At 70.7% G+C, this 23540-nt stretch carries 24 protein-coding genes; 19 read left to right on the top strand and 5 right to left on the bottom strand.

What is annotated here, in order from left to right:
* Positions 1-51 precede the first annotated feature (51 nt).
* A complete protein-coding gene (locus RM788_RS16315) occupies positions 52-744 on the bottom strand; it encodes an HAD family hydrolase (RefSeq protein ID WP_315932523.1) in 693 nt (230 codons plus the stop codon).
* Positions 745-752: 8 nt separating this feature from the next.
* Entirely contained in the window at positions 753-1655 is a 903-nt protein-coding gene (locus RM788_RS16310) for a DUF8017 domain-containing protein (RefSeq protein ID WP_315932522.1), read from the bottom strand.
* A gap of 119 nt (positions 1656-1774) precedes the next feature.
* Between RM788_RS16310 and RM788_RS16305 the strand changes: the two genes are divergently transcribed.
* Positions 1775-2806: a YhgE/Pip domain-containing protein gene (locus RM788_RS16305; protein WP_315932521.1), complete on the top strand. Its 1032-nt coding sequence runs from the start codon at positions 1775-1777 to the stop codon at positions 2804-2806.
* On the opposite strand, the gene RM788_RS16300 is transcribed toward RM788_RS16305, so the two are convergent.
* A complete protein-coding gene (locus RM788_RS16300) occupies positions 2702-3109 on the bottom strand; it encodes a YjbQ family protein (RefSeq protein WP_315932520.1) in 408 nt (135 codons plus the stop codon). The genes RM788_RS16305 and RM788_RS16300 overlap by 105 nt on opposite strands.
* Before the next feature lie 59 nt (positions 3110-3168).
* Here RM788_RS16300 and RM788_RS16295 point away from each other — a divergent pair, with 59 nt between their 5' ends.
* From RM788_RS16295 to RM788_RS16285, 3 genes are all read left to right on the top strand, one after another.
* The gene (locus tag RM788_RS16295; protein WP_315932519.1) at positions 3169-3945 is read left to right on the top strand and encodes an SDR family NAD(P)-dependent oxidoreductase; all 777 of its coding nucleotides are present in this window, start codon (positions 3169-3171) and stop codon (positions 3943-3945) included.
* A 21-nt stretch (positions 3946-3966) separates the two neighbouring features.
* Positions 3967-4974 (top strand): aminotransferase class V-fold PLP-dependent enzyme, encoded by a 1008-nt coding sequence (locus tag RM788_RS16290; protein ID WP_315932518.1) that lies wholly within the window; start codon positions 3967-3969, stop codon positions 4972-4974.
* A 91-nt stretch (positions 4975-5065) separates the two neighbouring features.
* Positions 5066-5773, top strand: coding sequence for a hypothetical protein (locus tag RM788_RS16285; protein ID WP_315932517.1), 708 nt, complete (start codon positions 5066-5068; stop codon positions 5771-5773).
* A 356-nt stretch (positions 5774-6129) separates the two neighbouring features.
* Here RM788_RS16285 and RM788_RS16280 read toward each other — a convergent pair whose 3' ends face one another.
* Complete coding sequence (locus tag RM788_RS16280) at positions 6130-6603, bottom strand: ferritin-like domain-containing protein (protein ID WP_315932516.1); 474 nt, start codon at positions 6601-6603, stop codon at positions 6130-6132.
* Positions 6600-7052: a hypothetical protein gene (locus tag RM788_RS16275; RefSeq protein ID WP_315932515.1), complete on the bottom strand. Its 453-nt coding sequence runs from the start codon at positions 7050-7052 to the stop codon at positions 6600-6602. Before RM788_RS16275 ends, RM788_RS16280 begins: the two co-directional genes overlap by 4 nt.
* 149 nt (positions 7053-7201) lie before the next feature.
* Between RM788_RS16275 and rimP the strand changes: the two genes are divergently transcribed.
* The 15 genes from rimP to RM788_RS16200 all read left to right on the top strand — a co-directional run bounded on the left by rimP (position 7202) and on the right by RM788_RS16200 (position 23540).
* Complete coding sequence (gene rimP, locus RM788_RS16270) at positions 7202-7813, top strand: ribosome maturation factor RimP (protein WP_315932514.1); 612 nt, start codon at positions 7202-7204, stop codon at positions 7811-7813.
* Positions 7810-8832, top strand: a complete 1023-nt coding sequence (gene nusA / locus RM788_RS16265; RefSeq protein WP_315932513.1) for a transcription termination factor NusA — start codon at positions 7810-7812, stop codon at positions 8830-8832. Before rimP ends, nusA begins: the two co-directional genes overlap by 4 nt.
* Positions 8774-9169 (top strand): YlxR family protein, encoded by a 396-nt coding sequence (locus tag RM788_RS16260; protein WP_315932512.1) that lies wholly within the window; start codon positions 8774-8776, stop codon positions 9167-9169. Before nusA ends, RM788_RS16260 begins: the two co-directional genes overlap by 59 nt.
* Before the next feature lie 109 nt (positions 9170-9278).
* Positions 9279-12413, top strand: a complete 3135-nt coding sequence (gene infB / locus RM788_RS16255) for a translation initiation factor IF-2 (RefSeq protein WP_315932511.1) — start codon at positions 9279-9281, stop codon at positions 12411-12413.
* A gap of 74 nt (positions 12414-12487) precedes the next feature.
* Positions 12488-12784, top strand: coding sequence for a DUF503 domain-containing protein (locus tag RM788_RS16250; protein ID WP_315934649.1), 297 nt, complete (start codon positions 12488-12490; stop codon positions 12782-12784).
* Positions 12785-12797: 13 nt separating this feature from the next.
* Positions 12798-13292, top strand: a complete 495-nt coding sequence (gene rbfA, locus RM788_RS16245; RefSeq protein ID WP_315932510.1) for a 30S ribosome-binding factor RbfA — start codon at positions 12798-12800, stop codon at positions 13290-13292.
* A 551-nt stretch (positions 13293-13843) separates the two neighbouring features.
* Positions 13844-14851 carry a DHH family phosphoesterase gene (locus tag RM788_RS16240; RefSeq protein ID WP_315932509.1) on the top strand — a complete coding sequence of 336 codons (1008 nt, stop codon included), beginning with the start codon at positions 13844-13846 and terminating at the stop codon, positions 14849-14851.
* Entirely contained in the window at positions 14848-16152 is a 1305-nt protein-coding gene (locus tag RM788_RS16235) for an MATE family efflux transporter (RefSeq protein WP_315932508.1), read from the top strand. The genes RM788_RS16240 and RM788_RS16235 overlap by 4 nt, the downstream gene beginning before the upstream one ends.
* Before the next feature lie 97 nt (positions 16153-16249).
* Entirely contained in the window at positions 16250-17569 is a 1320-nt protein-coding gene (locus RM788_RS16230) for an MFS transporter (RefSeq protein WP_315932507.1), read from the top strand.
* Between the two features lie 11 nt (positions 17570-17580).
* Positions 17581-18489, top strand: coding sequence for a tRNA pseudouridine(55) synthase TruB (gene truB / locus RM788_RS16225; protein ID WP_315932506.1), 909 nt, complete (start codon positions 17581-17583; stop codon positions 18487-18489).
* Between the two features lie 13 nt (positions 18490-18502).
* Positions 18503-18850 (top strand): hypothetical protein, encoded by a 348-nt coding sequence (locus RM788_RS16220; protein ID WP_315932505.1) that lies wholly within the window; start codon positions 18503-18505, stop codon positions 18848-18850.
* A gap of 73 nt (positions 18851-18923) precedes the next feature.
* Complete coding sequence (locus RM788_RS16215; protein WP_315932504.1) at positions 18924-19871, top strand: bifunctional riboflavin kinase/FAD synthetase; 948 nt, start codon at positions 18924-18926, stop codon at positions 19869-19871.
* A 78-nt stretch (positions 19872-19949) separates the two neighbouring features.
* Positions 19950-20429, top strand: a complete 480-nt coding sequence (locus tag RM788_RS16210; RefSeq protein ID WP_315932503.1) for a helix-turn-helix transcriptional regulator — start codon at positions 19950-19952, stop codon at positions 20427-20429.
* Between the two features lie 310 nt (positions 20430-20739).
* Entirely contained in the window at positions 20740-21009 is a 270-nt protein-coding gene (gene rpsO / locus RM788_RS16205; protein ID WP_106187937.1) for a 30S ribosomal protein S15, read from the top strand.
* Between the two features lie 290 nt (positions 21010-21299).
* Positions 21300-23540 carry a polyribonucleotide nucleotidyltransferase gene (locus RM788_RS16200; protein WP_315932502.1) on the top strand — a complete coding sequence of 747 codons (2241 nt, stop codon included), beginning with the start codon at positions 21300-21302 and terminating at the stop codon, positions 23538-23540.

Genomic DNA, 23540 nt, shown 5'->3' with positions numbered 1-23540 from the left:
CTTGATGCGCGAAGGGGCCCCGTTCACCAGAGCGGGGCCCCTTCGCGCGTGTCACGTCCGCAGTACGGCCGCCAGCACGGCGGCGGTGTCGGTCAGGTCGGCCAGCACGGTGTGCGCGCCTGCGGCCTCCAGGTCGGCGACGGTGCTGCGGCCGGTGGCGACGCCGATGGCGGTGGCGCCGTGGTGGAGTGCGGCGGTGATGTCGTGGGGGGTGTCGCCGAGGACGACGACGGACTCGGCGGGGAATTCGTGGCCGTGCTTGGTGGTGGCCCTGCGGATGGCCTCGATGACCAGGGCGGGGCGGTCGGGGGAGAGGGAGCCGTAGCCGCCGATGTCGAAGTCGACGTGGGGGTCGAGGCCGTAGGCGGCGAGCTTGTACCTGGCGATCTCGACGAGGTTGCCGGTGACGACGCTCTGGACCACGTCGTCGCGGGCGGCGAGTGCGGCGAGGGCTTCCGCGGCGCCGGCGAGGGCGCGGCCGTGTTCGGCGAGGAGGCCGTGTTCGCGGTGGGCGACGGCGACGAGTTCGCGGTGCAGGGCGGCGATCTGGTCGTCGGTGGGCTCGATGTCGTGCAGCACCAGCAGTTCGTGGGAGATGGCCATCTCGGTGCGGCCGGGGAAGCTGGGGACGTGGCGCATCTCGGCGCCGGTCGCCGCCTGGAGCGCGGTGCTGTACCAGCTGTGGCCGAGGCCGCGGGCTTCCATGAGGGTCTGGTCGATGTCCCACAGCACGAGCGTCTTCACTGCCACTCCTAGCTCAGCGGTTTCACGGAGTCGACCATGGCTTGCAGGTCGGCCGGGGCGACCGCCGCGGGGGCGTCGGCGGAGCCGCCCTCCAGGTCGCCGTTGGCCATGAACACGTGCAGGTTGTCGGCGCTCTGGAGCACGAGGATGCGGATGGAACCCTTGGTGGCCAGGCAGTTGTTGCCGCTGGTGGTGATCACCGAGTCGACGAGCACGCCCTTGGCGGTGGTGTTGGGCACCGTCACCTCCTTCGGGTCGCTCACGACGGCGTTGGAGGTGGGCGCGGACTTGTAGTACTGCGTGCTCAGCTTGGTGGCGATGTCCTTCGCCGTCGCGCCCGCGTCGCCCTTCGGCAGGAGCGCCGCGCCGGTGTTGCCGCGGTTGTAGTTCTTGCCGCCGCACTTGTAGTCGCCGTAGGTGGCGAGCCCGATCAGCTTCACGTCCGGCAGGCCCTCGACGATGCCGACACCGGTGGGGCTGGAGGGTTTCCACGACTCGGGCACGTCGTAGCCGAACCCGACGGACTTCACGGGGACGCAGGTCCAGTTCGCGGCGTGCGGCTCGCAGGTCGTGGCGGGGGGAGCGGAGGACTCGGTCGGTGCCTCGGAGGACGTCGTGACCGGCGCCGAGGACGTGGTGGGCCCGGCTTCCCCACCGGAGTCGCGGTTCAGCAGGAACACCGTCAGGCCACCGCCGACGAGCAAGAGCACCGCGACGATGACGCCGACGACCAGCCACGGGCCGCGGTTGGGCCGCTCGGGCGGTGGGCCGCCGGAGTACACGCCGAGGCCGCCGTACTGCGACTGCTGCTGTTGCTGCTGGGGGAAGCCGCCGGTCTGGGGGTAGCTCGGCTGCGCCCAGCCACCCTGCTGGCCTCCCCAACCGCCTTGTCCGTCCCCTGGGTGAGTCACGCGTCGCACCGTACCGTGCGGCACCGACGGAAATTAATTCATCACGCGTTGACCAAGCGCTGACCCGGACGTACTCTCGCCCGGTAAATTCAACGCTTGATGAACAGCAGGAGGCAGTCATGGCCGCACCACGCGACCGGCGCCCCGCGGTCCTCGCCGTCGTCGCGGCCGTCGCCGGTGCCGTTGCCGCCCTGGTCCTCGGCCTGCTCACGTTCGGCGTGCAGGCCACCGTCCACCCGCACGACCTGCCGCTCGCCGTGGCCGTCGCCGACGACGCCCCACCGCAGCTCAAGGGGGTCGCGGGCCAGCTGGCGGCCACCCCGTCGGACGAGGTCGAGTGGCACCTGACGACGCCGGAGGGGGCGCGCGCCGAACTCGGGGACGACAAGGTCTACGGCGTGCTGGAACTGGCGGCGGGCAAGGCGACCGTCGTGCTGTCCGGCGCGGTCAACCCGTCCGGCACGCAGGTCGCGCAGCAGGTGCTCGGCGGCGTCGTCCAAGGACTGGGGCTGAAGGCCGAGGTCGTCACGCTGAACCCAGCGAGCACGGCCGGTCGCGCGGCGCCCCTCGCGGCGAGCGCGCTGCTGTGGATCGCCGGGCTGGTGGCGGGGATGCTGGCCGCGGTCCTGGTCGAGCGCCCCGGCCGCGGCAGCAGGCTGCTCGGCGCGCTGACCGCCTCGGTGCTCGGGGTCGGCGTGGTCGTCGGCCTGCTGCGGCTGTGGGACTCCAGCCTGCCGCTCGACGCCGGGACGCTCGGCTTCCTGCTCCTGGTCGCCGCCGCGTTCGCCCTGGTCCAAGCCGGTCTGCTGCGGCTGCTCGGTGTCCGGGCGATGGCGGTCCTCGGCCCGCTCTACCTGATGGCGCCCGCCGTCGCGGGCCAGGTCCCGGAGCTGCTGGACCCGACCTACCGCGCGCTGCTCTGGTCGTGGACCCCGTTCCGGTTCTCCACCGAGACCCTCCGCGACCTGTTCCAGGGCGGCACGGCGAACACCACCGCCCTGCTGGTCTTCGGCGGGATGGCGCTGGTCGGGCTGGTCGTCGTCCTGCTACCCGGCCAGGAAGCTGAACCGCACCCGGCGGACGGAGTTGTCGATGTTGGTGTCCACCAGGCAGATCGACTGCCAGGTGCCGAGCACCAGCACACCGCCTAGCACCGGGACCGTCGCGTACGGCGGCACCAGCGCGGGCAGCACGTGGTCGCGACCGTGGCCGCGGCTGCCGTGCCGGTGCCGCCAGCGGTCATCGGCGGGCAGCAGCTTCCGCAGCGCCGTCAGCAGGTCGTCGTCGCTGCCCGCGCCGGTCTCCAGGATGGCCAGCCCGGCCGTCGCGTGCGGCACCCACACGTGGAGCAGGCCGTCGCCGTCCACGTCCGCCAGGAACCTCTCGACCGCGGGCGTCAGGTCGTGCACGACCTCGTCGGAGCCGGTCCTGATCTCGATCTCTTCGCTGCGCACCCGCCCACGGTAGGCAATTCGGGTGCGTCCGGCACGTCCCCGGGGCACGATCCCGAACCATGGTCCACACCGCGATCGTCACCGGCGCGAACCAGGGCATCGGCGCGGCCACCGCCAAAGCCCTGGCCGCGCAGGGCGTCAACGTCCTCGTCACGTTCCTCAGGTACGAGCCGGAACCCGATCCGAGCACCCCCGACGCCTACTTCACCAGCCGGAACTCCGACGCCCGCGAGGTCGTCGAGGCCATCCTCGCCGCCGGTGGCCACGCCCACGCCGTCGAGGCGGACCTGGCCGTGCCGGAAACCCCGGCCGAGCTGTTCGACGAGGCCGAACGCGTCTTCGGCCCGGTGGACGTGCTGGTCAACAACGCGTCGGGCTGGGTGCAGGACACGTTCCTCAGCGAGGGCACCGACCGGTTCGGGCGCAGGCTCCGGCCGGTCACCGCCGACACGTTCGGCGCCCAGTTCGCCGTCGACGCCCGCGCCACCGCGCTGATGATCGCCGAGTTCGCCCGGCGGCACGTCGCCCGCGGCGGCGACTGGGGCCGCGTCGTGAGCCTCACGTCCGGTGGGCCGCAGGGGTTCCCGAGCGAGGTGTCCTACGGCGCGGCCAAGGCGGCGCTGGAGAACTACGCCATGTCCGCCGCCGCCGAGCTGTCCCCGCACGGCATCACGTCGAACGTCCTGCACCCGCCGGTCACCGACACCGGCTGGATCAACGACGAGGTGCGCGCGAGCTTCGACGTCGCCGAGGCCGCGGAGGTGGGCGACGTGATCGCGTTCCTCTGCTCCGACGCGGCCGCCAGGGTCACCGGCAACGTGATCCGGATGCGCTGAGCGGGAAGTAGGTTCGGAACCATGCGCAGCGCCTTCGGCCAGGAGTTCGACGTCCCGCTCGGCTACCTCAACACGCCGAGCATCGGCATCCCCCCGACCGCGGTCACCGACGCGGTGATCGACTCCGTCCACCGCTGGCGCACCGGCGCCGACCAGCCCCCGCTGTTCGACGAGCACGTGGCCGTCGCGCGGGCGGCGTTCGGCACGCTCGTCGGGATGCCCGCCGAACAGGTCGCCATCGGCTCGTCGGTCTCCCAGTTGGTCGCCGTCGTCGCGGCCAGCCTGCCGAGGAACTCCCGCGTCCTGGTGGCGCGCGGCGAGTTCACCAGCGTCTCCTTCCCGTTCGCGGCGCAGGGCCACACCGTGACCGAGGTCGGGCTCGACGAGCTGGTGTCCGCCGCGAGCGGGTACGACCTGGTGGCGGTCAGCACGGTCCAGTCGGCCGACGGCCGGATCGCGGACCTCGAAGGGCTGCGGGCGACCGGGGTGCCGGTGCTGCTCGACGTGACGCAGTCGCTCGGCTGGTGCCCGCTGGACGTCGGCTGGGCGGACTGGGTCGTCGCGGCGGGCTACAAGTGGCTGCTGTCGCCCCGCGGGGCGAGCTGGCTCGCCTGCTCGACGGGCGCGCTCGAACGCGCCGTGCCGATCGCGGCGAACTGGTACGCGGGGGAGGACCGGTGGGACGCGGTCTACGACCTGCCGCTGCGCCTCGCCTCCAACGCGCGGGCGCTCGACACGTCCCCGGTGTGGTTGTCGCACGTCGGCGCGGCCGTGGCCCTTCCGTGGCTGGCCTCACTCGACCTGGTGGCGGTGCGGGCGCACAACACCGGACTCGCCGACGCGGTGCTGATCGGTCTCGGTCGGGAACCCGAAGGATCCGCGATCATCGCCATTGATCGGCCCGGCGCGCATGAACGCCTGGTCAACGCGGGTGTGGTGACCGGATTGAGGGCCGGGAAAGTGCGACTCGGCTTCCACTTGTACAGCACGAGCGACGACGTCGAACTCGTGCTCGAGGCGCTTGCTTGAGCTTCGTCGGATACCGTTCGTCACTGTGTCAGTCCCACGTGAGTCCCCCGAAGAGGTGACGCAGCAGCTGCCCCGGATTCACCCTCCCGGGGTGAACGAGACCGCTCCGCTGTGGCGTTCGGAGATCGGGAAGCTGGACTCGCTGATGAGTCCGGGCACGATGGTCGGGCCCCCGCCGCCGCCTCCCCCCGGCAAGCCGCCGCAGAAGAACCTGCCGTTCAAGGCGCTGGGGCTGGTCGCCGTCGCGCTGGTGGCGGCGCTGGTGTGGCTGCTGATCGACAGCGGTGGGTCGGGGAAGTCCGCAGACCCGTCGCCCACCAGGTCGACCGCGCCCGCCGGGGAGTTCGAGTTCGCGAAGAACGAGCAGATCCCGGCGCCGTTGAGGGACACGAAGTGCGTCGACCACGCTTACGGGGCTGTGAAGGACTTCCTGGCGAAGACGCAGTGCACGCAGTTGGCGCGGCAGCTGTTCACGACGACGCTGGACGACGGGCGGACCGTGTACACGTCCATCTCGGTGGTGCGGATGGCGAACGCGCAGGACGCGGCGAAGTTCAAGGAACTGACCAGCGCTGATGGGACGGGGAACATCAACGACCTGGTGCGGGAGGGGACTGTGAAGGTGCCGGACTTGAAGAGTCTGGCGTCTGGGGGGTTCGCTTCGAAGTTGGAGGATCGGGAAGTGGTCATCGTGGAGTCGGACACGGTGAAGCACGGGGCTGACGAGGCTGAGCACAACCGGGCGATGAAGAAGGTCAGTGAGGATGCTTTTCGGCTGGCCGGGGATGTGGCTGGGTAGGTTTTGGGGTGGGTTGGGGCGGGGTTGGGTTTTGGGGATGGTGCCTTTACCCGGTCGCCGAGTGTTCTAGACGTACCGCCGCTTGTCAAGACGATGAAGCTGTCTTGACAAGCGGCGGTACGTCTAGAGATGGCTTTTGATCGGGTGCAGGGGTAGGTCTGGCTGCGCCAGCATCGGGCTCCGCCCGACAGGGCATCGGCTGCGCCGAACTCGGGCACCTCGCTGCGCGTCGGCAAGGCCTGGCTTTGGGTTTGGTCTTTGGGGGTCCGACGCTCCGCGACGGACTGGCACCTGGCTTCGCTTCGGTAGGGCATCCGGGCTTCGCCGGACAAGGCGGGTGTCCGGCGGTTTTTTTGTCAGCCGGAGGCTGTGCCTGGCATTGCCAGTGAGGTTGGCGTTAGGCCGCCGGTTTTGCGCCAGCGGGTTGCGCGGACTGCGCAGGAGCTGAGGGCGTCCAGGGCGCTGCGGCGGAGGTCCACGTCGTCGGTTCGTTCCAGTACGCCGCGCCAGGCGGTGCAGCCGTCCATTTCCACGGCTACCAGGGCTGCGATGGAGGAGGCGGCGTCGGTGACGGGGGCTGGGGGTAGGTAGGCGGGGGCGGGTGGGACGGGTTCCGTGTTGGTGTCGCGGAGGACGCGTTCTGTTGCGTCGCGGCGGGCGCGGTGGGAGTTGGCGCCTGCTGAGGTCTGGTCCGACTGTTCCTTCAAGAATGCGCTGACCAAGCCGTACGTCCAAACGGCCGCGTGTTCGGTGGCCAGTGCGTCCTGGACGGCTTGGATGGCGTCGCCCGAGGGTTTGCCCGCGGGCGGGTTCGACGTGGGCTGGCTCATGACATGGCCTCCAGGAGGCTGGCGCAGCCTGCGACTACGGAGCCGAGCAGGCCCGCGCGGTAGGTGGGCACGCTGGTCATGAGGTCCGTGCCCTTCTGCCTGGCGGCCGTGAGGGCCTCGATGACCTGTTCGGGTGTGGCGCCGTCGGCGGGGGGCGCGGGGGTCGTGCTGGAGGGGGCCGCGGATGAGGACGGCGTGCTCGGGCGGGCGCGGTCGACCTCGGCCTGGAGGAGTTCCGCGTGTTCGGTGCGGGCCGCGGCCACCTCGGAGGCGCCCGCGGCGGTGGCGAGGGCGGCGTCCGCGCGTGCCTGGACCACCAACTCGGCCAGCGGGTCGGGTGGTGGGGGAGGAGGCGGCGGTGTGGTGCACGCGACTGCCAACGGCGCGGAGGCTGCGGCTAGCAGCACCCGGCGTCGGCTGAGCAGCGGACCACGGGAATCGGCGATCACGGATCCCGATCCTGCCAGAGTCGGCGTGATCGGCGGTGGCCGTGGAAGGTCGCCGAACGAGATAGTCTGAGCGACCACGACCGGCGAGTGCAGCGTCGGCCGGGGTTCCCATGCCCGTGTACTGCACCTGAGACTGTGGGAGTAACCAAATGTCCAGCCCGCCGCGCGGAGACCTCGCCGCGCAGCTAGAACCCGTCGTGCAGGAGGCGGTAGAGGCCATCGGCTTCGACCTCGAGCTGCTCGACGTGCATCAGGCTGGGCGTCGCAGGCTGGTCAAGGTGGTCGTGGACGCCGAGCACGGCATCGGACTGGACGAGGTGGCCCAGGCCAGCCGCGCCGTCGCCGCCGCGCTCGACGAAGTCGACCACCTGATGGCAGGTCCGTACACGCTCGAAGTCACGTCGCCCGGCGCCGAACGCCCGCTGACCAGGCCCAGGCACTGGCGTCGCGCGAAGCTGCGGCTGGTCAAGGTCAAGCAGCCCGACGCGGTCGAGTGGTTCGGCCGGGTCGGCCAAGCTGACGACGACGGGGTCGTGCTGCTGGTCAAGGGCGAGCTGCGCCGCGTCGAGTACCGCACGATCGAGCGCGCCGTCGTGGAGATCGAGTTCAAGCCGGCCCCGAACTCGGAGCTGTCCATCCTGGAACCGGGACAGCACGAGGACACGCCGGAAGACACGGCCGAAGACAGCGCAGAAGGCGCCGAAGAAGACGCCGCAGACGACCAAGAAGGCCCTACCACACCGAAGGAGGAGTCGAGGTGAACGTCGACATCGCTGCTCTCCGCGCGATCGAACGGGACAAGGACATCCCCTTCGAAGTCGTGCTGGAAGCCATCGAGACCGCGCTCCTGACGGCCTACAAGCACACCGAGGGCCACCACGCGCATTCCCGCGTGGAGATCGACAAGAAGACCGGCACCGTCCGGGTGCTCGCCCAGGACCTGGCGCCGGACGGCACGGTCGAGGACGAGTGGGACGACACCCCCGAGGGCTTCGGCCGGATCGCCGCGACCACGGCCCGGCAGGTCATCCTGCAGCGCCTGCGCGACGCCGAGCACGAGCGCACCTTCGGTGAGTTCTCCGCGAAGGAGGGCGAGATCATCGGCGGCGTCGTCCAGCGCGACGCCCGCGCGAACGCCCGCGGCATGGTCGTCGTCCAGGTCGGCGACACCGAGGGCGTCCTGCCCCCGGCGGAGCAGGTGTCCGGCGAGACCTACCAGCACGGGTCGCGGCTCAAGTGCTACGTCGTCGGCGTCTCGCGCGGCGCGCGCGGCCCGCAGATCACCCTGTCCCGGACGCACCCGAACCTCGTGCGCAGGCTCTTCGCGCTGGAGGTCCCGGAGATCGCGGACGGCACCGTGGAGATCCCCGCGGTGGCACGTGAGGCGGGTCACCGTTCGAAGATCGCGGTGAAGTCGACGGTGTCCGGAGTCAACGCCAAGGGCGCCTGCATCGGCCCGATGGGCGCCCGCGTCCGCAACGTCATGAGCGAGCTGGCGGGCGAGAAGATCGACATCATCGACCACTCGGACGACCCGGCCACTTTCGTCGGGAATGCCTTGTCACCTGCCAAGGTTGTGTCGGTGACGGTGCTGGACGAGCGTGCGAAGACGGCGCGCGTCGTGGTGCCGGACTTCCAGCTTTCGCTGGCGATCGGCAAGGAAGGTCAGAACGCCCGGCTCGCCGCGCGGCTGACCGGATGGCGCATCGACATCCGCAGCGATGCGGAGGCGGCGGGTGCCGCACCGGCCGGGGCGACCGCATCCGGTTCGGCTGAATGAGCTGCAGGGGATAGACTACTCAGTGGTTGAACGTCGGGGATCGGTTGCAACGCACATCGGCCCAGCTCGTACGTGCATTGGATGCCGCGCTCGGACGTTGCCCTCCGAGCTGCTGCGCGTGGTGGTGGTGGACGGAACGCTTGTTCCGGACACCCGCCGACGGTTGCCGGGTCGGGGCGCTTGGTTGCACCTTGATCTCGATTGCCTCACGAACGCCGAACGGCGACGAGCGTTCCCCAGGGCCCTCAGGGTCCAGGGGCCGCTTGCCGTCGATCATGTGCGTGAGCACCTCGAGCAGCATGAGAAGGCCGCGGGAACGTCCCTCGGCGAGGAGTAGGGAAGCAGGTCGACCCGTCATGAGTCAGCCGTGAAGCTGAAGACATGAACGCGCGACGTTAAGACGAGGTCGACGGGACTGCCGCCGACCTCATCACCTGAGGAGAGCAGTGGCAGGGAAGGCCCGTGTGCACGAGCTCGCGAAAGAGCTCGGCGTCACCAGTAAAGAAGTGCTCACGAAGCTCGCCGACCAAGGCGAGTACGTGAAGTCCGCATCCTCCACGGTCGAGGCCCCGGTGGCCCGTCGACTGCGCGACGCGTACTCCAAGAACGATGCGAAGCCGAAGCCGGCAGGCCGTCCCGGCCCGCCGAAGCCCGCGGCGCCCGCACCGGCAGCGCCCGTGCAGTCCGCCCCGGAGGTCAGGTCCGACTCCAAGCCCGCCGCGGGCGGTCGTCCCGGCCCCGTGCCCGGCCGCCCCGGTCCGATGCCCGGCCCGAAGCCCCCGGCTCCGAAGCCCGCGCCCCAGCAGCAGCCCATCGCCGCTGCCCCCGCGCCCGCTCCGGTAGCCCCCGCGGCCAAGGCCCCGCAGCCCCAGCAGCAGGCCCCGGTGGCTCCCGCCGCCGCGGCCGCCGCGTCGACGCCCGCGCCGACGTCCCAGCCGCAGAAGCCCGCAGGCCCCCGTCCGGGCCCGCGCGTCGTTCCGCAGCCCGCACAGCCCGTGCAGCCCGCGGCCCAGCAGAGCCCGTCCGTGGTTCCGCCGCGGCCGCAGTCGCCGAAGCCCGCCGGACCCCGTCCGCCGCGGCCCGGCAACAACCCCTTCGGCGTCGGCGGTGGCGCACCCGCGCCGCGTCCGTCCGGCCCGCGTCCGTCCGGCCAGCCCGGTGGTGGCCAGCCCGGTGGCGGCAACCAGGGTGAGCGCGACAGCGGTGGCAGCAGCGACCGCCGTCCCTCGTCCAAGCCCGGCGACAGCCGTCCGGCCGGTCCCCGTCCCGGCGGTTCCGCCGGTTCCGGTGGTCCGCGTCCCAACCCCGGCTCGATGCCCCCTCGCCCGAACCCCGGCATGATGCCCGGTCGTCCGGCGCCCGCTCCCCGCCCCGGTGGCGGCGGCGGTCGTCCCAGCCCCGGTGGCGGCGGAGGCCGTCCTGGTGGCGGTGGCGGCGGTGGCGGTCGTCCCGGCGGCGGTGGCGGCGGTGCCGGTGGCGGCTTCCGCCCCGGTGGCGGCGGTGGCGGTGCCGGTGGCGGCTTCCGTCCCGGTGGCGGCGGTGGCGGTGGCGGCGGTGCCGGTGGCGGTTTCCGTCCCGGTGGCGGCGGCGGTGCTCCGGCCGGTGGCGGCGGCGGTTTCCGCGGTCGTCCCGGTGGCGGTGGCGCCGGTCGTGGTGGCACCGCTGGTGCCTTCGGCCGTCCTGGTGGTCCGGCGCGACGTGGACGCAAGTCCAAGCGCCAGAAGCGCCAGGAGTACATGGACAACATGCAGGCCCCCTCGGTCGGCGGCGTCCGCCTGCCGAAGGGCAACGGCGAGGTTGTCCGCCTTGCCCGCGGCGCCTCGCTGACCGACTTCGCCGACAAGATCAACGCCAACCCGGCCTCGCTGGTGCAGGTGCTGTTCCACCTCGGTGAAATGGTCACGGCCACGCAGTCCGTGTCGGACGAGATCCTCGAGCTGCTCGGCTCGGAGATGAACTACCAGGTCCAGGTCGTCTCCCCCGAGGAAGAGGACCGCGACCTGCTGGGCACGTTCGACATCACCTACGGCGACGACGCCGGTGGCGAGGAGGACCTGCAGATCCGTCCGCCGGTCGTCACCGTCATGGGTCACGTCGACCACGGCAAGACGCGCCTCCTCGACACCATCCGCAAGACGAAGGTGCACGAGGGCGAGGCCGGTGGCATCACCCAGCACATCGGTGCCTACCAGGTCCGCACGGAGCTCCAGGGCAACGAGCGCCTGATCACCTTCATCGACACCCCCGGTCACGAGGCGTTCACCGCCATGCGTGCCCGAGGCGCGACGTCCACGGACATCGCGGTCATCGTGGTCGCGGCCGACGACGGCGTCATGCCGCAGACGGTCGAGGCGATCAACCACGCTCAGGCGGCGGGCGCGCCGATCGTGGTCGCGGTGAACAAGATCGACAAGGAGGGCGCGAACCCGGACAAGATCCGGCAGCAGCTCACCGAGTACAACCTGGTGGCCGAGGAATACGGTGGCGACACCATGTTCGTCGACATCTCGGCGAAGCAGGGCACCAACATCGACGGCCTTCTCGAGGCCATCCTGTTGACCGCCGACGCCTCGCTCGACCTGCGGGCCAACCCGAACATGGAAGCGCAGGGCGTCGCCATCGAGGCGCACCTGGACCGCGGCCGTGGCCCGGTGGCGACCGTCCTGGTCCAGCGCGGCACGCTCCGCGTCGGCGACTCGATCGTCGCCGGTGGCGCCTACGGCCGTGTCCGTCGCATGGTCGACGAGCACAACGTGGACGTCATCGAGGCCACCCCGTCCCGTCCGGTGCAGGTCATCGGCCTCACCTCGGTGCCCGGCGCCGGTGACACCTTCCTCGTCGTGGACGAGGACCGGGTCGCCCGCCAGATCGCCGAACGCCGCCAGGCACGTCAGCGCAACGCCATGAACGCGTCGCGTCGCAAGCGGGTCAGCCTCGAGGACCTGGACGCAGCGCTGAAGGAGACGAACCAGCTCAACCTGATCATCAAGGGCGACAACTCGGGTACCGTCGAGGCACTCGAGGACGCGCTCCTGAAGATCGAGGTCGGCGACGACGTCGAGCTGCGAGTCATCCACCGCGGTGTCGGTGGCATCACCGAAGGCGACATCAACCTCGCCATCGCCGACAACGTCATCGTGCTCGGCTTCAACGTCCGCGCGGAGGGCAAGGCCACCGAGCTGGCCAACCGCGAAGGCGTCGACGTCCGGTACTACACGGTGATCTACCAGGCGATCGACGAGATCGAAGCGGCCCTCAAGGGCATGCTCAAGCCGGAGTACGAAGAGGTCCAGCTTGGCCGCGCGGAGATCCGCGACGTGTTCAAGTCCTCCAAGGTCGGCACGATCGCGGGTTGCATGGTCCTTTCGGGCGAAATGCGCCGCAACGCACGGGCTCGCCTGCTGCGCGACGGCAACGTCATCCAGGAGAACCTGCCGATCAGCTCGCTGCGGCGGTTCAAGGACGACGCGACCGAGGTCCGCGAGGGCTTCGAGTGTGGTCTGACGCTGGGCAACTACAGCGACTTGAAGGTCGGCGACGTCGTCGAGACCTTCGAGATGCGCGAGAAGCCCCGCGCCTGATAGTCGAGGGTGCAGGTGCGGGGTCGTCCTTCGGGCGGCCCCGCACCTCTGCCCGCTACCTCGTGGTGATGCCTGTGTTCGTAGGTTCACTCGAATTGGACCTGTTGCTCGGCGACGTCCATTCGTTGAAGGAAAAGCGTTCCGTGGTCCGCCCCGTCGTGGCGGAGTTGCGGCGCAAATTCGAAGTGTCCGCGGCCGAAGCCGGTCATCTCGACCTGCACCGCCGCGCGTTGATCGGGGTGGCGGTCGTCGCGGCGGACGCCTCCCATGTCAGGGATCTGCTGGCCTCCTGCGAACGACTGGTGGCCGGCCGACCCGAGGTCGAACTGCTCTCCGCCAAGCACCGGTTGCTTGGCCCGGAGGACGAGTAAAGAGGAGAAGACCGTGGTCGACCAGGCACGGGCTCGCAAGCTCGCCAAGCGGATCTCGCAGATCGTCGCCTCGGCGATCGAGCACGAGGTCAAGGACCCGCGACTCGCCAGGGTGACCATCACCGACACCAAGGTGACGGGCGACCTGCACGACGCCGTCGTCTACTACACGGTGCTCGGGGAGAAGCTCGACTCGGAGCCGGATTACGCCGGGGCCGCTATGGCGCTGGAGAGCGCCAAGGGTGTGCTTCGGAGCATGGTGGGGGCGCAGACGGGGGTGCGGTTCACGCCCACGCTGGCTTTCATGACGGACACCGTGCCGGGGGAGGCTCTTCGGATGGAGGAGCTGTTGGCCAGGGCGCGGAAGAGGGACGAGAAGGTGGCGAAGATCGCCATCGGGGCGGAGCCCGCGGGGGAAGCGGATCCGTACAAGGCGCCGCGGGAGGATGATGACGACGCGGAGGTTGAGGCGGAGTCGGATTCTGAGGCGGAGTCTGCTCGGGATTGAGTTGTGTTTTTCGGAGGGCCCTCACGTGGTGTGGGGGCCCTTTGTTGTGGGGTGGGGGCGTGGGGTGGTTTCGGGAGGAGTGAAGCCCGGCCCCCGTGCGCGCAATTGTCTCAATGCCTCACCTCCGTTTGTCAAGGCGGGAAAGATGCCTTGACAAACGGAGGTGAGGCAGGAGGGCGCTGTGGATCGGGGGCAGAGGGGGAGTCTGGCTTCGGTGGTGTGGGCTGTGTCCGACAGGGCATCGGGCTCCGCCCGACGGGGCACCTCGCTGCGCGTCGGTAGGGAATCAGGCTGCGCCTGACAGGGCACCTTGCTGCGCGTCGGCAAGGCGGCGGGCGCTCCGCGCCGGATGCGGGTGGCCGGCTGCGCCGATGGGGTCGGGCTGTGTCCGGCTGTCCCTGGCTCGGTGATGGACGAGGCACCTTGCTGTGCGTCGGCGAGGTGTCCGGGCTTTGTCGGACGGGGGTGGGGTGCGGGGTGGTCATCAAGTTGCTTCGGGTGTGGTTGAAGTCGGGGAGCATGGACGTGGTTCGCGGAGTTAACGTGTCGCGGTGCCCCTTGACCTGACTGCGGATCTCGCCGCGGCTGCGGAAGTGCTCGCGGCCGCCAGTGAAGTCACCCTGCTGGCCCATGTGAACCCGGATGCCGACGCGCTGGGCAGTGCCTTCGCGTTGGGGCTCGCCCTGCATCGGCGTGGTGTGCGGGTGCTGGTGTCGTTCGGAGCGCCTGCTGAGGTGCCCGAGACGTTGCGCGGCCTGGACGTGGCCGGGTTGTTGGTGCCGCCGTCCGCGATTCCGGCCGCGCCCGCGGTGCTGGTGGCGTTGGACGCGGGCAGTGTGGGGCGGTTGGGGCCGTTGGGGGATCGGGTGGCGGCGACGATCGCGGCTGGGGGGCAGGTGGTGGTGTTGGACCACCACGTGTCGAATCCCGGTTTCGGCACGGTGAACGTGGTCGACGATCGGGCTGAGGCGACCGCGTTGGTGGTGCTGCGGTTGCTGGACGTGATGGGTGTGGAGGTCGACGAGCCGATCGCGCGGTGCGTGTACGCGGGGCTGGTGACTGATACGCGGTCGTTCCGGCACGCGAGTTCGGAGACGCACCACGTGGCCGCGCGGTTGTTGGACGCGGGGGTGGACGCGGAGGCGGTGGCGCGGCCGTTGATGGACAGCCATCCGTTCGGGTACCTGGGCATGTTGGCGACGGTGTTGAGTCGTGCCGCCCTGGACCGGTCTGCGGTGCGGGGGCTCGGGTTGGTGCACGCGGTGGTGACGTTGGAGGACGCGGCGGGGCTGCGGCCCGAAGAGGTCGAGAGCGTTGTGGATCTGGTGCGGACGGCGCAGGAGGCGGAAGTGGCGGCGGTGTTGAAGGAGCTGCGGCCGTCGACGTGGTCGGTGTCGTTGCGGTCGGTGAGTCGGATCGACGTGCGGGAGGTCGCGCAGCTGCTCGGTGGCGGGGGACATCGGCGGGCTGCGGGGTTCACGGCGCGCGGGGACGCGGCGGGGGTGTTGGCGGACCTGCTGGGGGCGTTGGAGACGGTCGAGCCGGAGGCCGGTGCGTGATCGACGACCGGGTGCCCGCGCGGCGGGTGCTGGGCTTGGCGGCGCCGGCGTTGGGAGTGCTGGCGGCTGAGCCGCTGTACGTGCTGGTCGACACGGCCGTGGTGGGGCATCTCGGCGCGCTCCCGCTGGCCGGTCTCGCGTTGGGCGGTGTGCTGTTCACGCAGGTGGCGGCGCAGCTGACGTTCCTGTCCTACGGCACGACCGCGCGCACGGCCCGGTTGCACGGGGCCGGGCGGCGGGCGGAGGCCGTGGAGGAAGGGGTGCAGGCGACGTGGCTGGCGCTCGGCGTGGGGGTGCTGCTGGTGGTGCTCGGGCAGCTGTTCGCGCCACCGCTGGCCCGGCTGCTCGCCGGTGACGGGGAAGTCGCCGCGGCGGCGGTGGGCTGGCTGCGGATCGCGTTGTTCGGAGCGCCGTTCGTGCTGGTCACGATGGCGGGCAACGGGTGGATGCGCGGTGTGCAGGAGACCGCGCGGCCACTGCGGTACGTGCTGCTGGGCAACGGGCTGTCCGCGATCCTCTGCCCGGTGCTCGTCTACTGGGCGGGCTGGGGGTTGGAGGGGTCGGCGGTCGCGAACGTGGTGGCGCAGGTCGTGTCCGCGGTGCTGTTCTTCCGCGCGCTGACCGTCGAGCGGGTGGCGCTGCGCCCGGTGCCCGCGCTGATGCGCGCCCAGCTCGGCCTCGGCCGCGACCTGGTGCTGCGCAGCCTCGCCTTCCAGGCGTGCTTCGTCTCGGCCGCGTCGGTGGCCGCGCGCACGTCCATCGCGGCCGTCGGAGCGCACCAGGTGGTGTTGCAGCTGTGGACGGCGCTGGCGCTGGTGCTGGACTCGCTCGCCATCGCCGCGCAGGCGATCGTCGGCGCGGCGCTCGGCGCGGGGGAGCGGACCAAGGCGCGTCGGTTCGCGTGGCAGATCACCTGGTACGGGCTGGTGTTCGGGGTGGTGCTCGGGATCGTCTTCGCGTCGGTCGCGGGTGTGCTGCCCAGGGTGTTCACCACGGACGCGGGCGTGCTCGCGGAGATCCCGCACGCGTGGTGGTTCTTCGTTGCGCTGCAACCGATCGCGGGCGTGGTGTTCGCATTGGACGGTGTGCTGCTCGGCGCGGGCGACACGGCGTTCCTGCGCACGGCGACGCTGCTGTCGGCGGTGGTGGGGTTCCTGCCGATGGTGTGGGCGTCGCTCGCGTTCGACTGGGGGCTGGTCGGGATCTGGACCGGGCTGTCGGCGTTCATGGTGCTGCGGTTGATCTCGGTGCTGCTGCGCACCCGTTCGGAGGGGTGGTCGGTGGTGGGCGCGGTCCGATAGGTGGGATGTGTCCGAAGGCACCCGCCGAAATGGTTACCGCGAGGCAAGTGTTCCCGATCTACTGGGTGGAGACCCCAACTACCCGAGGAGCACCGCCTTGCCGGTCGATCGCGCCACGAAGCAAGCGTGGCTGATCTGGACCACCGCCATCGTCATCTACATCGCCGCGCTGTTCCACCGCACGTCACTGGGCGTCGCAGGGCTGGAAGCGAGCGAGCGGTTCGGGGTTGGCCCGGCCGCACTGGGCACCTTCACGGTGTTCCAGATCGGGCTCTACGCCCTGATGCAGATCCCCACCGGACTCCTCGTGGACCGCTTCGGTCCACGCCGGGTCCTCACCGCCGCCGCCCTGCTGATGGGCACCGGCCAGGTCCTCTTCGCCATCGCCGACTCCTACCCGCTCGGCCTGCTCGCCCGCGGTGTCCTCGGCGTCGGCGACGCCATGACCTGGGTCAGCGTGCTGCGCCTCGCCGCCGCGCACTTCCCCGCCCGCCGCTTCCCGGTGATCGTGTCGATCTCCGCCGCGCTCGGCGGCCTCGGCAACCTGGCCGCCACCGTCCCGCTGACGCTGCTGCTCGGCGGCGCGGGGTGGACGTGGACGTTCCTGTTCGCGGGCGTGGTGACGGCCGCCTACGCGCTGGTCGCCGGGTGGCGGCTGCGCGACCTGCCCGCCGGGGTCGTCATGCCCGTGCTGCCACCGCAGCCGCTCGGCGTCGTGCTGCGCAAGGTCGCCACGGCGTGGAGCGTGCCGGGCACCCGCCTCGGCTTCTGGACGCACTTCTCCACGATGTCGACCCCCGCCGTCCTCGGTCTGCTGTGGGGCTTCCCGTACCTGGTCGAGGCGCAGGGCCTGTCCCGCTCGGCGGCCAGTTCCGCGCTCAGCCTGCTGGTCGTCGGCGCCGTCGCGTCGGGTCCGCTGCTCGGCTCGGTCATCTCCCGCAAGCCGGAACTGCGGATGCCCATCGCCACCTGGTTCCTCGTCGGGGCGGTGGTCGTCTGGACCGTGCTGCTCGCCTGGCCCGGAGGCGTCGTGCCCGCGCCGGTCGTGATGGCGGCGTTCGTGGTGCTCTCGCTGGGCGGCCCGATCTCCGGCATCGCCTTCGCGCTGGCCCGCGACTACAACCCGATGCACCGCGTCAGCACCGCCACCGGTGTCGTCAACGTCGGCGGCTTCGCGGCCGTCACCGCGTCGGCGCTGACCGTGGGCGTGCTGCTGGACCTGTTCGCGTGGCTGCCGCCCGCGCAGGCCTACCGGATCGCCTTCCTGGCACCGGCCGCGCTGCTCGTGGTCGGGGCCTGGCGCACCGCGGTCTGGTGGCGCCGCGCCCGCACGGCGGTCTTCGAAGCGGAGGCCCGCGGCGAGGACGTACCGGTCCAGTTGCGGCGCAGGCGCTGGGACGCCTACGTCGCAGCCTAAGATCCTCGCTCGTGTCCGCAACCCCTCGCCAGCCCCGCCCCACCGTCCCGCCCGGTCTGGTCGTCATCGACAAGCCGGACGGCATGACGTCGCACGACGTCGTCGCCCGCGTGCGCCGCATCCTCGGCACCCGCAAGGTCGGCCACGCCGGCACCCTCGACCCGATGGCGACCGGCGTCCTCGTGCTCGGCATCGAGCGCGCGACCAAGCTCCTGGGCCACCTCGCCCTGGACAGCAAGGCCTACCTGTCCACGATCAGCCTCGGCTCGTCGACCACCACCGACGACGCCGAGGGCGAGGTCCTGTCCACAGTGGACGCCTCCGCCGTGCCCGAGGACCTGATCCGCGCGGGCGTGGCGAAGCTGACCGGGCCGATCCAGCAGGTGCCCAGCGCCGTGAGCGCGGTGAAGGTCGACGGCAAGCGGGCGTACGCGCGGGTGCGGGCGGGCGAGGAGGTCAGCCTGCCGCCGCGACCGGTGACGGTGCACCGGTTCGACGTGCTGTCGATCCGGCGCGAGGGGGCGACCACCGAGCTGGACGTCATGGTGGAGTGCTCGTCCGGGACCTACGTGCGGGCCCTGGCTCGCGACCTCGGGGCGGACCTGGGCGTCGGCGGACACCTGGCGGCCCTGCGCCGGACGCGGGTCGGGCCGTTCGACCTGAGGGTCGCCCGCACCCTGGAGAAGCTGGAGGCGGATCCGGGGCTCTCGCTTGACCTGGACTCGGCCGTCGCCACGGCCTTCCCGCGCCGCGAGATCGAGCCCGCCGAGGTCGTCGCGCTGTCCCACGGCCAGCGGCTCCCGGCAGGCGGCTTCGAGGGCACCTACGGCGTCTTCGGGCCGGACGGGCACGTGGTCGCACTGGCCAAGGACGAGGAGGGTGTCGCCAGGTCGGTGGTAGTCCTCTCGCCCGCGGGCTAGCTACCGTTGGGCCATGGCGAGATGGGTGTGGCCGGCAGCGGCCGGAGTGGTGGCGTCGTTGGCGGGGGTGGTCATCAACCTGGCCACCGAGTGGAAGTGGAACCCCTGGGTGTGGGCGGTGCTGGTGCTGCTCACCGCCCTGGGGGTCCTGATCACCCTGCGGTCCGGTGACGCGGCTCCGCCGCCTCCGACGTCCGTGGGCGGCGTGCACAACAGCGTGAGCGGCACGGTGCACGGCCCGGTCGTCCAGACCGGATCGATCGGGGCGTACAACGACCGGACGGTGAACCAGACCGCCGTGGCCCGCGACGGCGGCACCGTCCACCAGGCGGGTCGGGACATCAGGTCGGGCGACTCCTGAACCCGGCCACCCGGCACCAACACGCCATACCACCCTGGACGTCCCGGCCACCGCGAGCCGTAGGCTCCCCACCGTGCAACGCTGGCGAGGGCTAGACCACCTACCAGGCGGCTGGGGCCGCTGCGTCGTCACCATCGGCGTCTTCGACGGTGTCCACAACGGCCACCAGGTCCTGATCGGCAGAGCCGTCGAGCTCGCTCGGGAGAAGGGCGTGCCCTGCGTCGTCATGACGTTCGACCCGCACCCCTCCGAGGTCGTCCGCCCCGGTAGCCACCCGGCACAGCTCACCACCCTCCGCCGCCGCGCCGAGCTCGTCGAGAGCCTCGGCGCGGACGTCTTCTGCGTCCTCCCGTTCACCGTCGAGCTGTCGCGCATGCCCGCGAACGAGTTCGTGCACGAGGTCCTCGTGGAACGCCTGCACGCGGCGGCCGTGGTGGTCGGCCAGAACTTCACCTTCGGCCAGAAGGCCGCGGGCAACGTCGACCTGCTCCGGCGTCTCGGCCAGCGGTTCGGCTTCGTCACGGAAGGGGCGGATCTCGTGACCGACACCAAGGGGGGCGACGGTGGCGTCACCTTCTCCTCGACCTACATCCGCGCCTGCATCGACGCCGGCGACGTGGCCGCCGCGGCGGTCGCGCTCGGCAGGCCGCACCGGCTGGAGGGCATCGTCGTGCGGGGCGACGGGCGCGGCAAGGAGCTGGGGTTCCCCACCGCGAACCTGTCGATGACCCGGTTCGCCGCGGTCCCGGCCGACGGCGTCTACGCCTGCTGGTTCGTCCACTCCTCCGGCCGCAAGCTCGGCGCCGCCGTGTCGGTGGGCACGAACCCGACCTTCTCCGGCCGCGAGCGCCGCGTGGAGGCGTACGTGCTGGACGTGGACGAGGACTTCTACGGGCAGCGCGTGGCGCTCGACTTCGTGACCCGCGTGCGCGGCCAGCTGAAGTTCGACAGCAGCGACGAGCTCGTCGTGGAGATGCACCGGGACGTCGAGAAGGTGAGGGACTTGCTCGATCAGGCGTGAAAGCGCCGGTGCTGGGCATCGCGAACTGGCAAGATGCCCTTCCAAGAGGGGCTGAGGGCATGACGAGGAGAGGCGCGGGTGGAGGACCACAAGATCGTTCAGCGCAACATCGCGTTGCAGCGCGAGTGGTACGGGGAACCCCTGGGTGATCGCGTGCGCCGCCTGGTGGTCGCTTTCCGCGTGTCGCAGGCGCAGCTCGCCGAGGTGCTCGGCATCAGCGCGCCCATGCTGAGCCAGGTGATGTCGGGGCGGCGGGCGAAGATCGGCAACCCGTCCGTGCTCGCGCGGATGATCATGCTCGAGCGCAAGGTCCTCACCCCGGACGTCGCGACGGGCGCGCCCGAGGCGCTCCAGCGCGCGCTGGAGGAGGTGCGCGTCTCGAAGCCGACGGTGAGCCGCGACTCGCTCCCGGTCAACGGCGCGGGCGACGAGACGGTCGTGCTGACGAACCTGCGCCGCATCGCCGACCGACGTGAACTGGCGCAGGCCGCCGACGTGCTGGACGACGAGTTCCCAGCCCTCGCCGACCTGCTCCGCCGAGCCGGCCGAGGCCGTTAAGCACTCGCGAGTCGAACGCTCAGGCACCCCGTGTCGAACGTTCAGGCACCTTGAGTCGAACGTTCAGGCACCGTGAGTCCTCCACTGGGCACCGCGAGTCTGCCGGTTGGGCACGAATGGGGGTGCCTGAGTGTTCGACACGGGGTGTCTGGAGGTTCGACTCGCGAGGGTGGGAGGGTTGGGTGGGAGTGTGCCTGGTAACCTCGACAGTTGGGTCTGGCTGCGTTCCGTGGCGGCCAGTACCGACTAACCCCATCCGGATCTCTGGTGGGGCCGCACGGAACCGAACAGGCACAAGGAGAATCACCTAGTGGCACTGACCACTGACCAGAAGAAGACCATCCTGACCGAGTACGGCGTCCACGACACGGACACCGGCTCCGCCGAGGCCCAGATCGCGCTGCTGAGCAAGCGCATCAGCGACCTGACCGGGCACCTCAGGACCCACAAGCACGACCACCACTCGCGTCGCGGGCTGCTGCTGCTGGTCGGCCGTCGCCGCCGGCTGCTCAACTACCTCGCGAAGGTGGACATCAACCGCTACCGCTCGCTCATCGGGCGACTCGGCCTGCGTCGTTGACACGCACCGGGGGGGAGTGACCGTTCCCGGTCGCTCCCCCTCGGCGTACGGCCCGGTTTCGGTGTAGAACCGAACCGGGTAAAAGATCCAAAGAGGAACCAACAGGGCCAGCACGCCGCGAAACGGGACGACCAGTTCGCCGGTCCTCGGTAGTGGTTCCCTGGACGGGCTGAGCGCCAAGGGGCGCTCGCGAACACGCCAGGGGACTTCGATCGAAGACCGGCCTCGTCCGAACCGCGATCCCGCGCCCGAGCGCGCTGCGGCCGAAAGACGAACGAGGAGTTCACTGCATGACTGAAGTAGAGGTCCACGAGACCGCCGCCGTTATCGACAACGGCAAGTTCGGCACCCGCACCATCCGCTTCGAGACCGGCCGCCTGGCCCGTCAGGCCGCGGGTTCCGTCGTCGCGTACCTGGACGACGAGACCATGCTGCTGTCCGCCACCACGGCGTCGAAGCACCCCAAGGAGCACTTCGACTTCTTCCCCCTCACGGTGGACGTCGAGGAGCGCATGTACGCCGCGGGTCGCATCCCCGGCTCGTTCTTCCGCCGCGAAGGTCGCCCGTCGACCGACGCGATCCTGACCTGCCGCCTGATCGACCGGCCGCTGCGTCCGTCCTTCGTGGACGGTCTCCGCAACGAGATCCAGGTCGTCATCACGGTGATGAGCCTCAACCCGCAGGACCTGTACGACGTCGTGGCGATCAACGCCGCGTCCGCGTCGACGCAGCTCGCGGGTCTGCCGTTCTCCGGCCCGATCGGTGGCGTCCGCGTCGCCCTCATCGAGGGCCAGTGGGTCGCGTTCCCGACCTACGAGCAGCTCGAGAAGGCCGTCTTCGACATGGTCGTCGCCGGCCGCGTCGTGGGTGACGACGTCGCGATCATGATGGTCGAGGCCGAGGCCACCGACAACGTGATCGACCTGATCGGCGAGGGCGCGACCGCCCCCACCGAGGAGGTCGTGGCCGCGGGTCTCGAAGCCGCGAAGCCGTTCATCAAGGTCCTCGTCGAGGCGCAGGCCGAGCTGGCCCGCGTCGCGGCGAAGGAGACCGGCGTGTTCCCGACGTACCCGGCCTACCAGCCGGACGCGTTCACCGCCGTCGAGGAGGCCGCTTCCACGGACCTCGCCGCGGCGCTGACGGTGTCGGGCAAGGCGGACCGCGAGTCGCGCATCGACGAGGTCAAGGCCGCCACGCTGGAGAAGCTCGCCACCGCGTTCGAGGGTCGCGAGAAGGAGATCGGCGCGGCGTTCCGCTCGCTGAACAAGAAGCTGGTCCGCCAGCGGATCCTGCGCGACAACATCCGCATCGACGGCCGCGGCCTGACCGACATCCGCTCGCTGGGTGCCGAGGTCGCGCTGATCCCGAGGGCGCACGGTTCCGCGCTGTTCGAGCGCGGCGAGACCCAGATCCTGGGTGTCACCACGCTGAACATGCTCCGCATGGAGCAGCAGATCGACTCCCTCACGCCGGAGACGCACAAGCGCTACCTGCACCACTACAACTTCCCGCCCTACTCGACCGGTGAGACCGGCCGGGTCGGTTCGCCGAAGCGCCGCGAGATCGGCCACGGCGCGCTCGCCGAGCGGGCGTTGATGCCGGTGCTGCCCAAGCGCGACGAGTTCCCCTACGCGATCCGCCAGGTCTCCGAGGCGCTGAGCTCCAACGGCTCCACCTCGATGGGCTCGGTCTGCGCGTCGACCATGTCGCTGCTGAACGCCGGTGTGCCCCTCAAGGCGCCGGTCTCCGGCATCGCGATGGGTCTCGTCTCCGACGAGGTCGACGGTGAGACGCGCTACGTCGCCATCACCGACATCCTCGGCGCCGAGGACGCGTTCGGCGACATGGACTTCAAGGTCGCGGGCACCAAGGAGTTCGTGACCGCGCTCCAGCTCGACACCAAGCTGGACGGCATCCCGTCCGAGGTGCTGCGCAAGGCGCTCGGCCAGGCGCGCGACGCCAGGCTCACCATCCTGGAGGTCATGGCCGAGGCCATCGACGCCCCGGACGAGATGAGCCCGTTCTCCCCTCGCGTCACGTCGGTCAAGATCCCGACGGACAAGATCGGCGAGGTCATCGGCCCGAAGGGCAAGATGATCAACTCGATCACCGAGCAGACCGGTGCCGACATCTCGATCGAGGACGACGGCACGATCTACGTCGGCGCGGCGGACGGCCCCTCGGCCGAAGCGGCGATCGACATGATCAACGCGATCGCCAACCCGCAGCTCCCGAAGGTCGGCGAGCGCTTCCTGGGCACCGTGGTGAAGACCGCGGCGTTCGGCGCGTTCGTCTCCCTGCTGCCGGGTCGTGACGGTCTGGTCCACATCTCCAAGCTCGGTGGCGGCAAGCGCATCGGCAAGGTGGAAGACGTCGTCAAGGTCGGCGACAAGCTCCGCGTGGAGATCGCCGACATCGACCAGCGCGGCAAGATCAGCCTCATCGTGGTCTCCGAGGAGACCGCGACCACCGAGGCTGCTCCGGCCGACGACGCCGATGCCCCTGTGCCCGCGGAGTCCGCAGCGCAGTGA

It is taken from the genome of Umezawaea sp. Da 62-37 (genome assembly GCF_032460545.1).
GTDB lineage: Bacteria > Actinomycetota > Actinomycetes > Mycobacteriales > Pseudonocardiaceae > Umezawaea.
The sequence above is the reverse complement of the archived record's forward strand: the minus strand, read 5'-3'. Positions and strand labels throughout refer to the sequence as shown.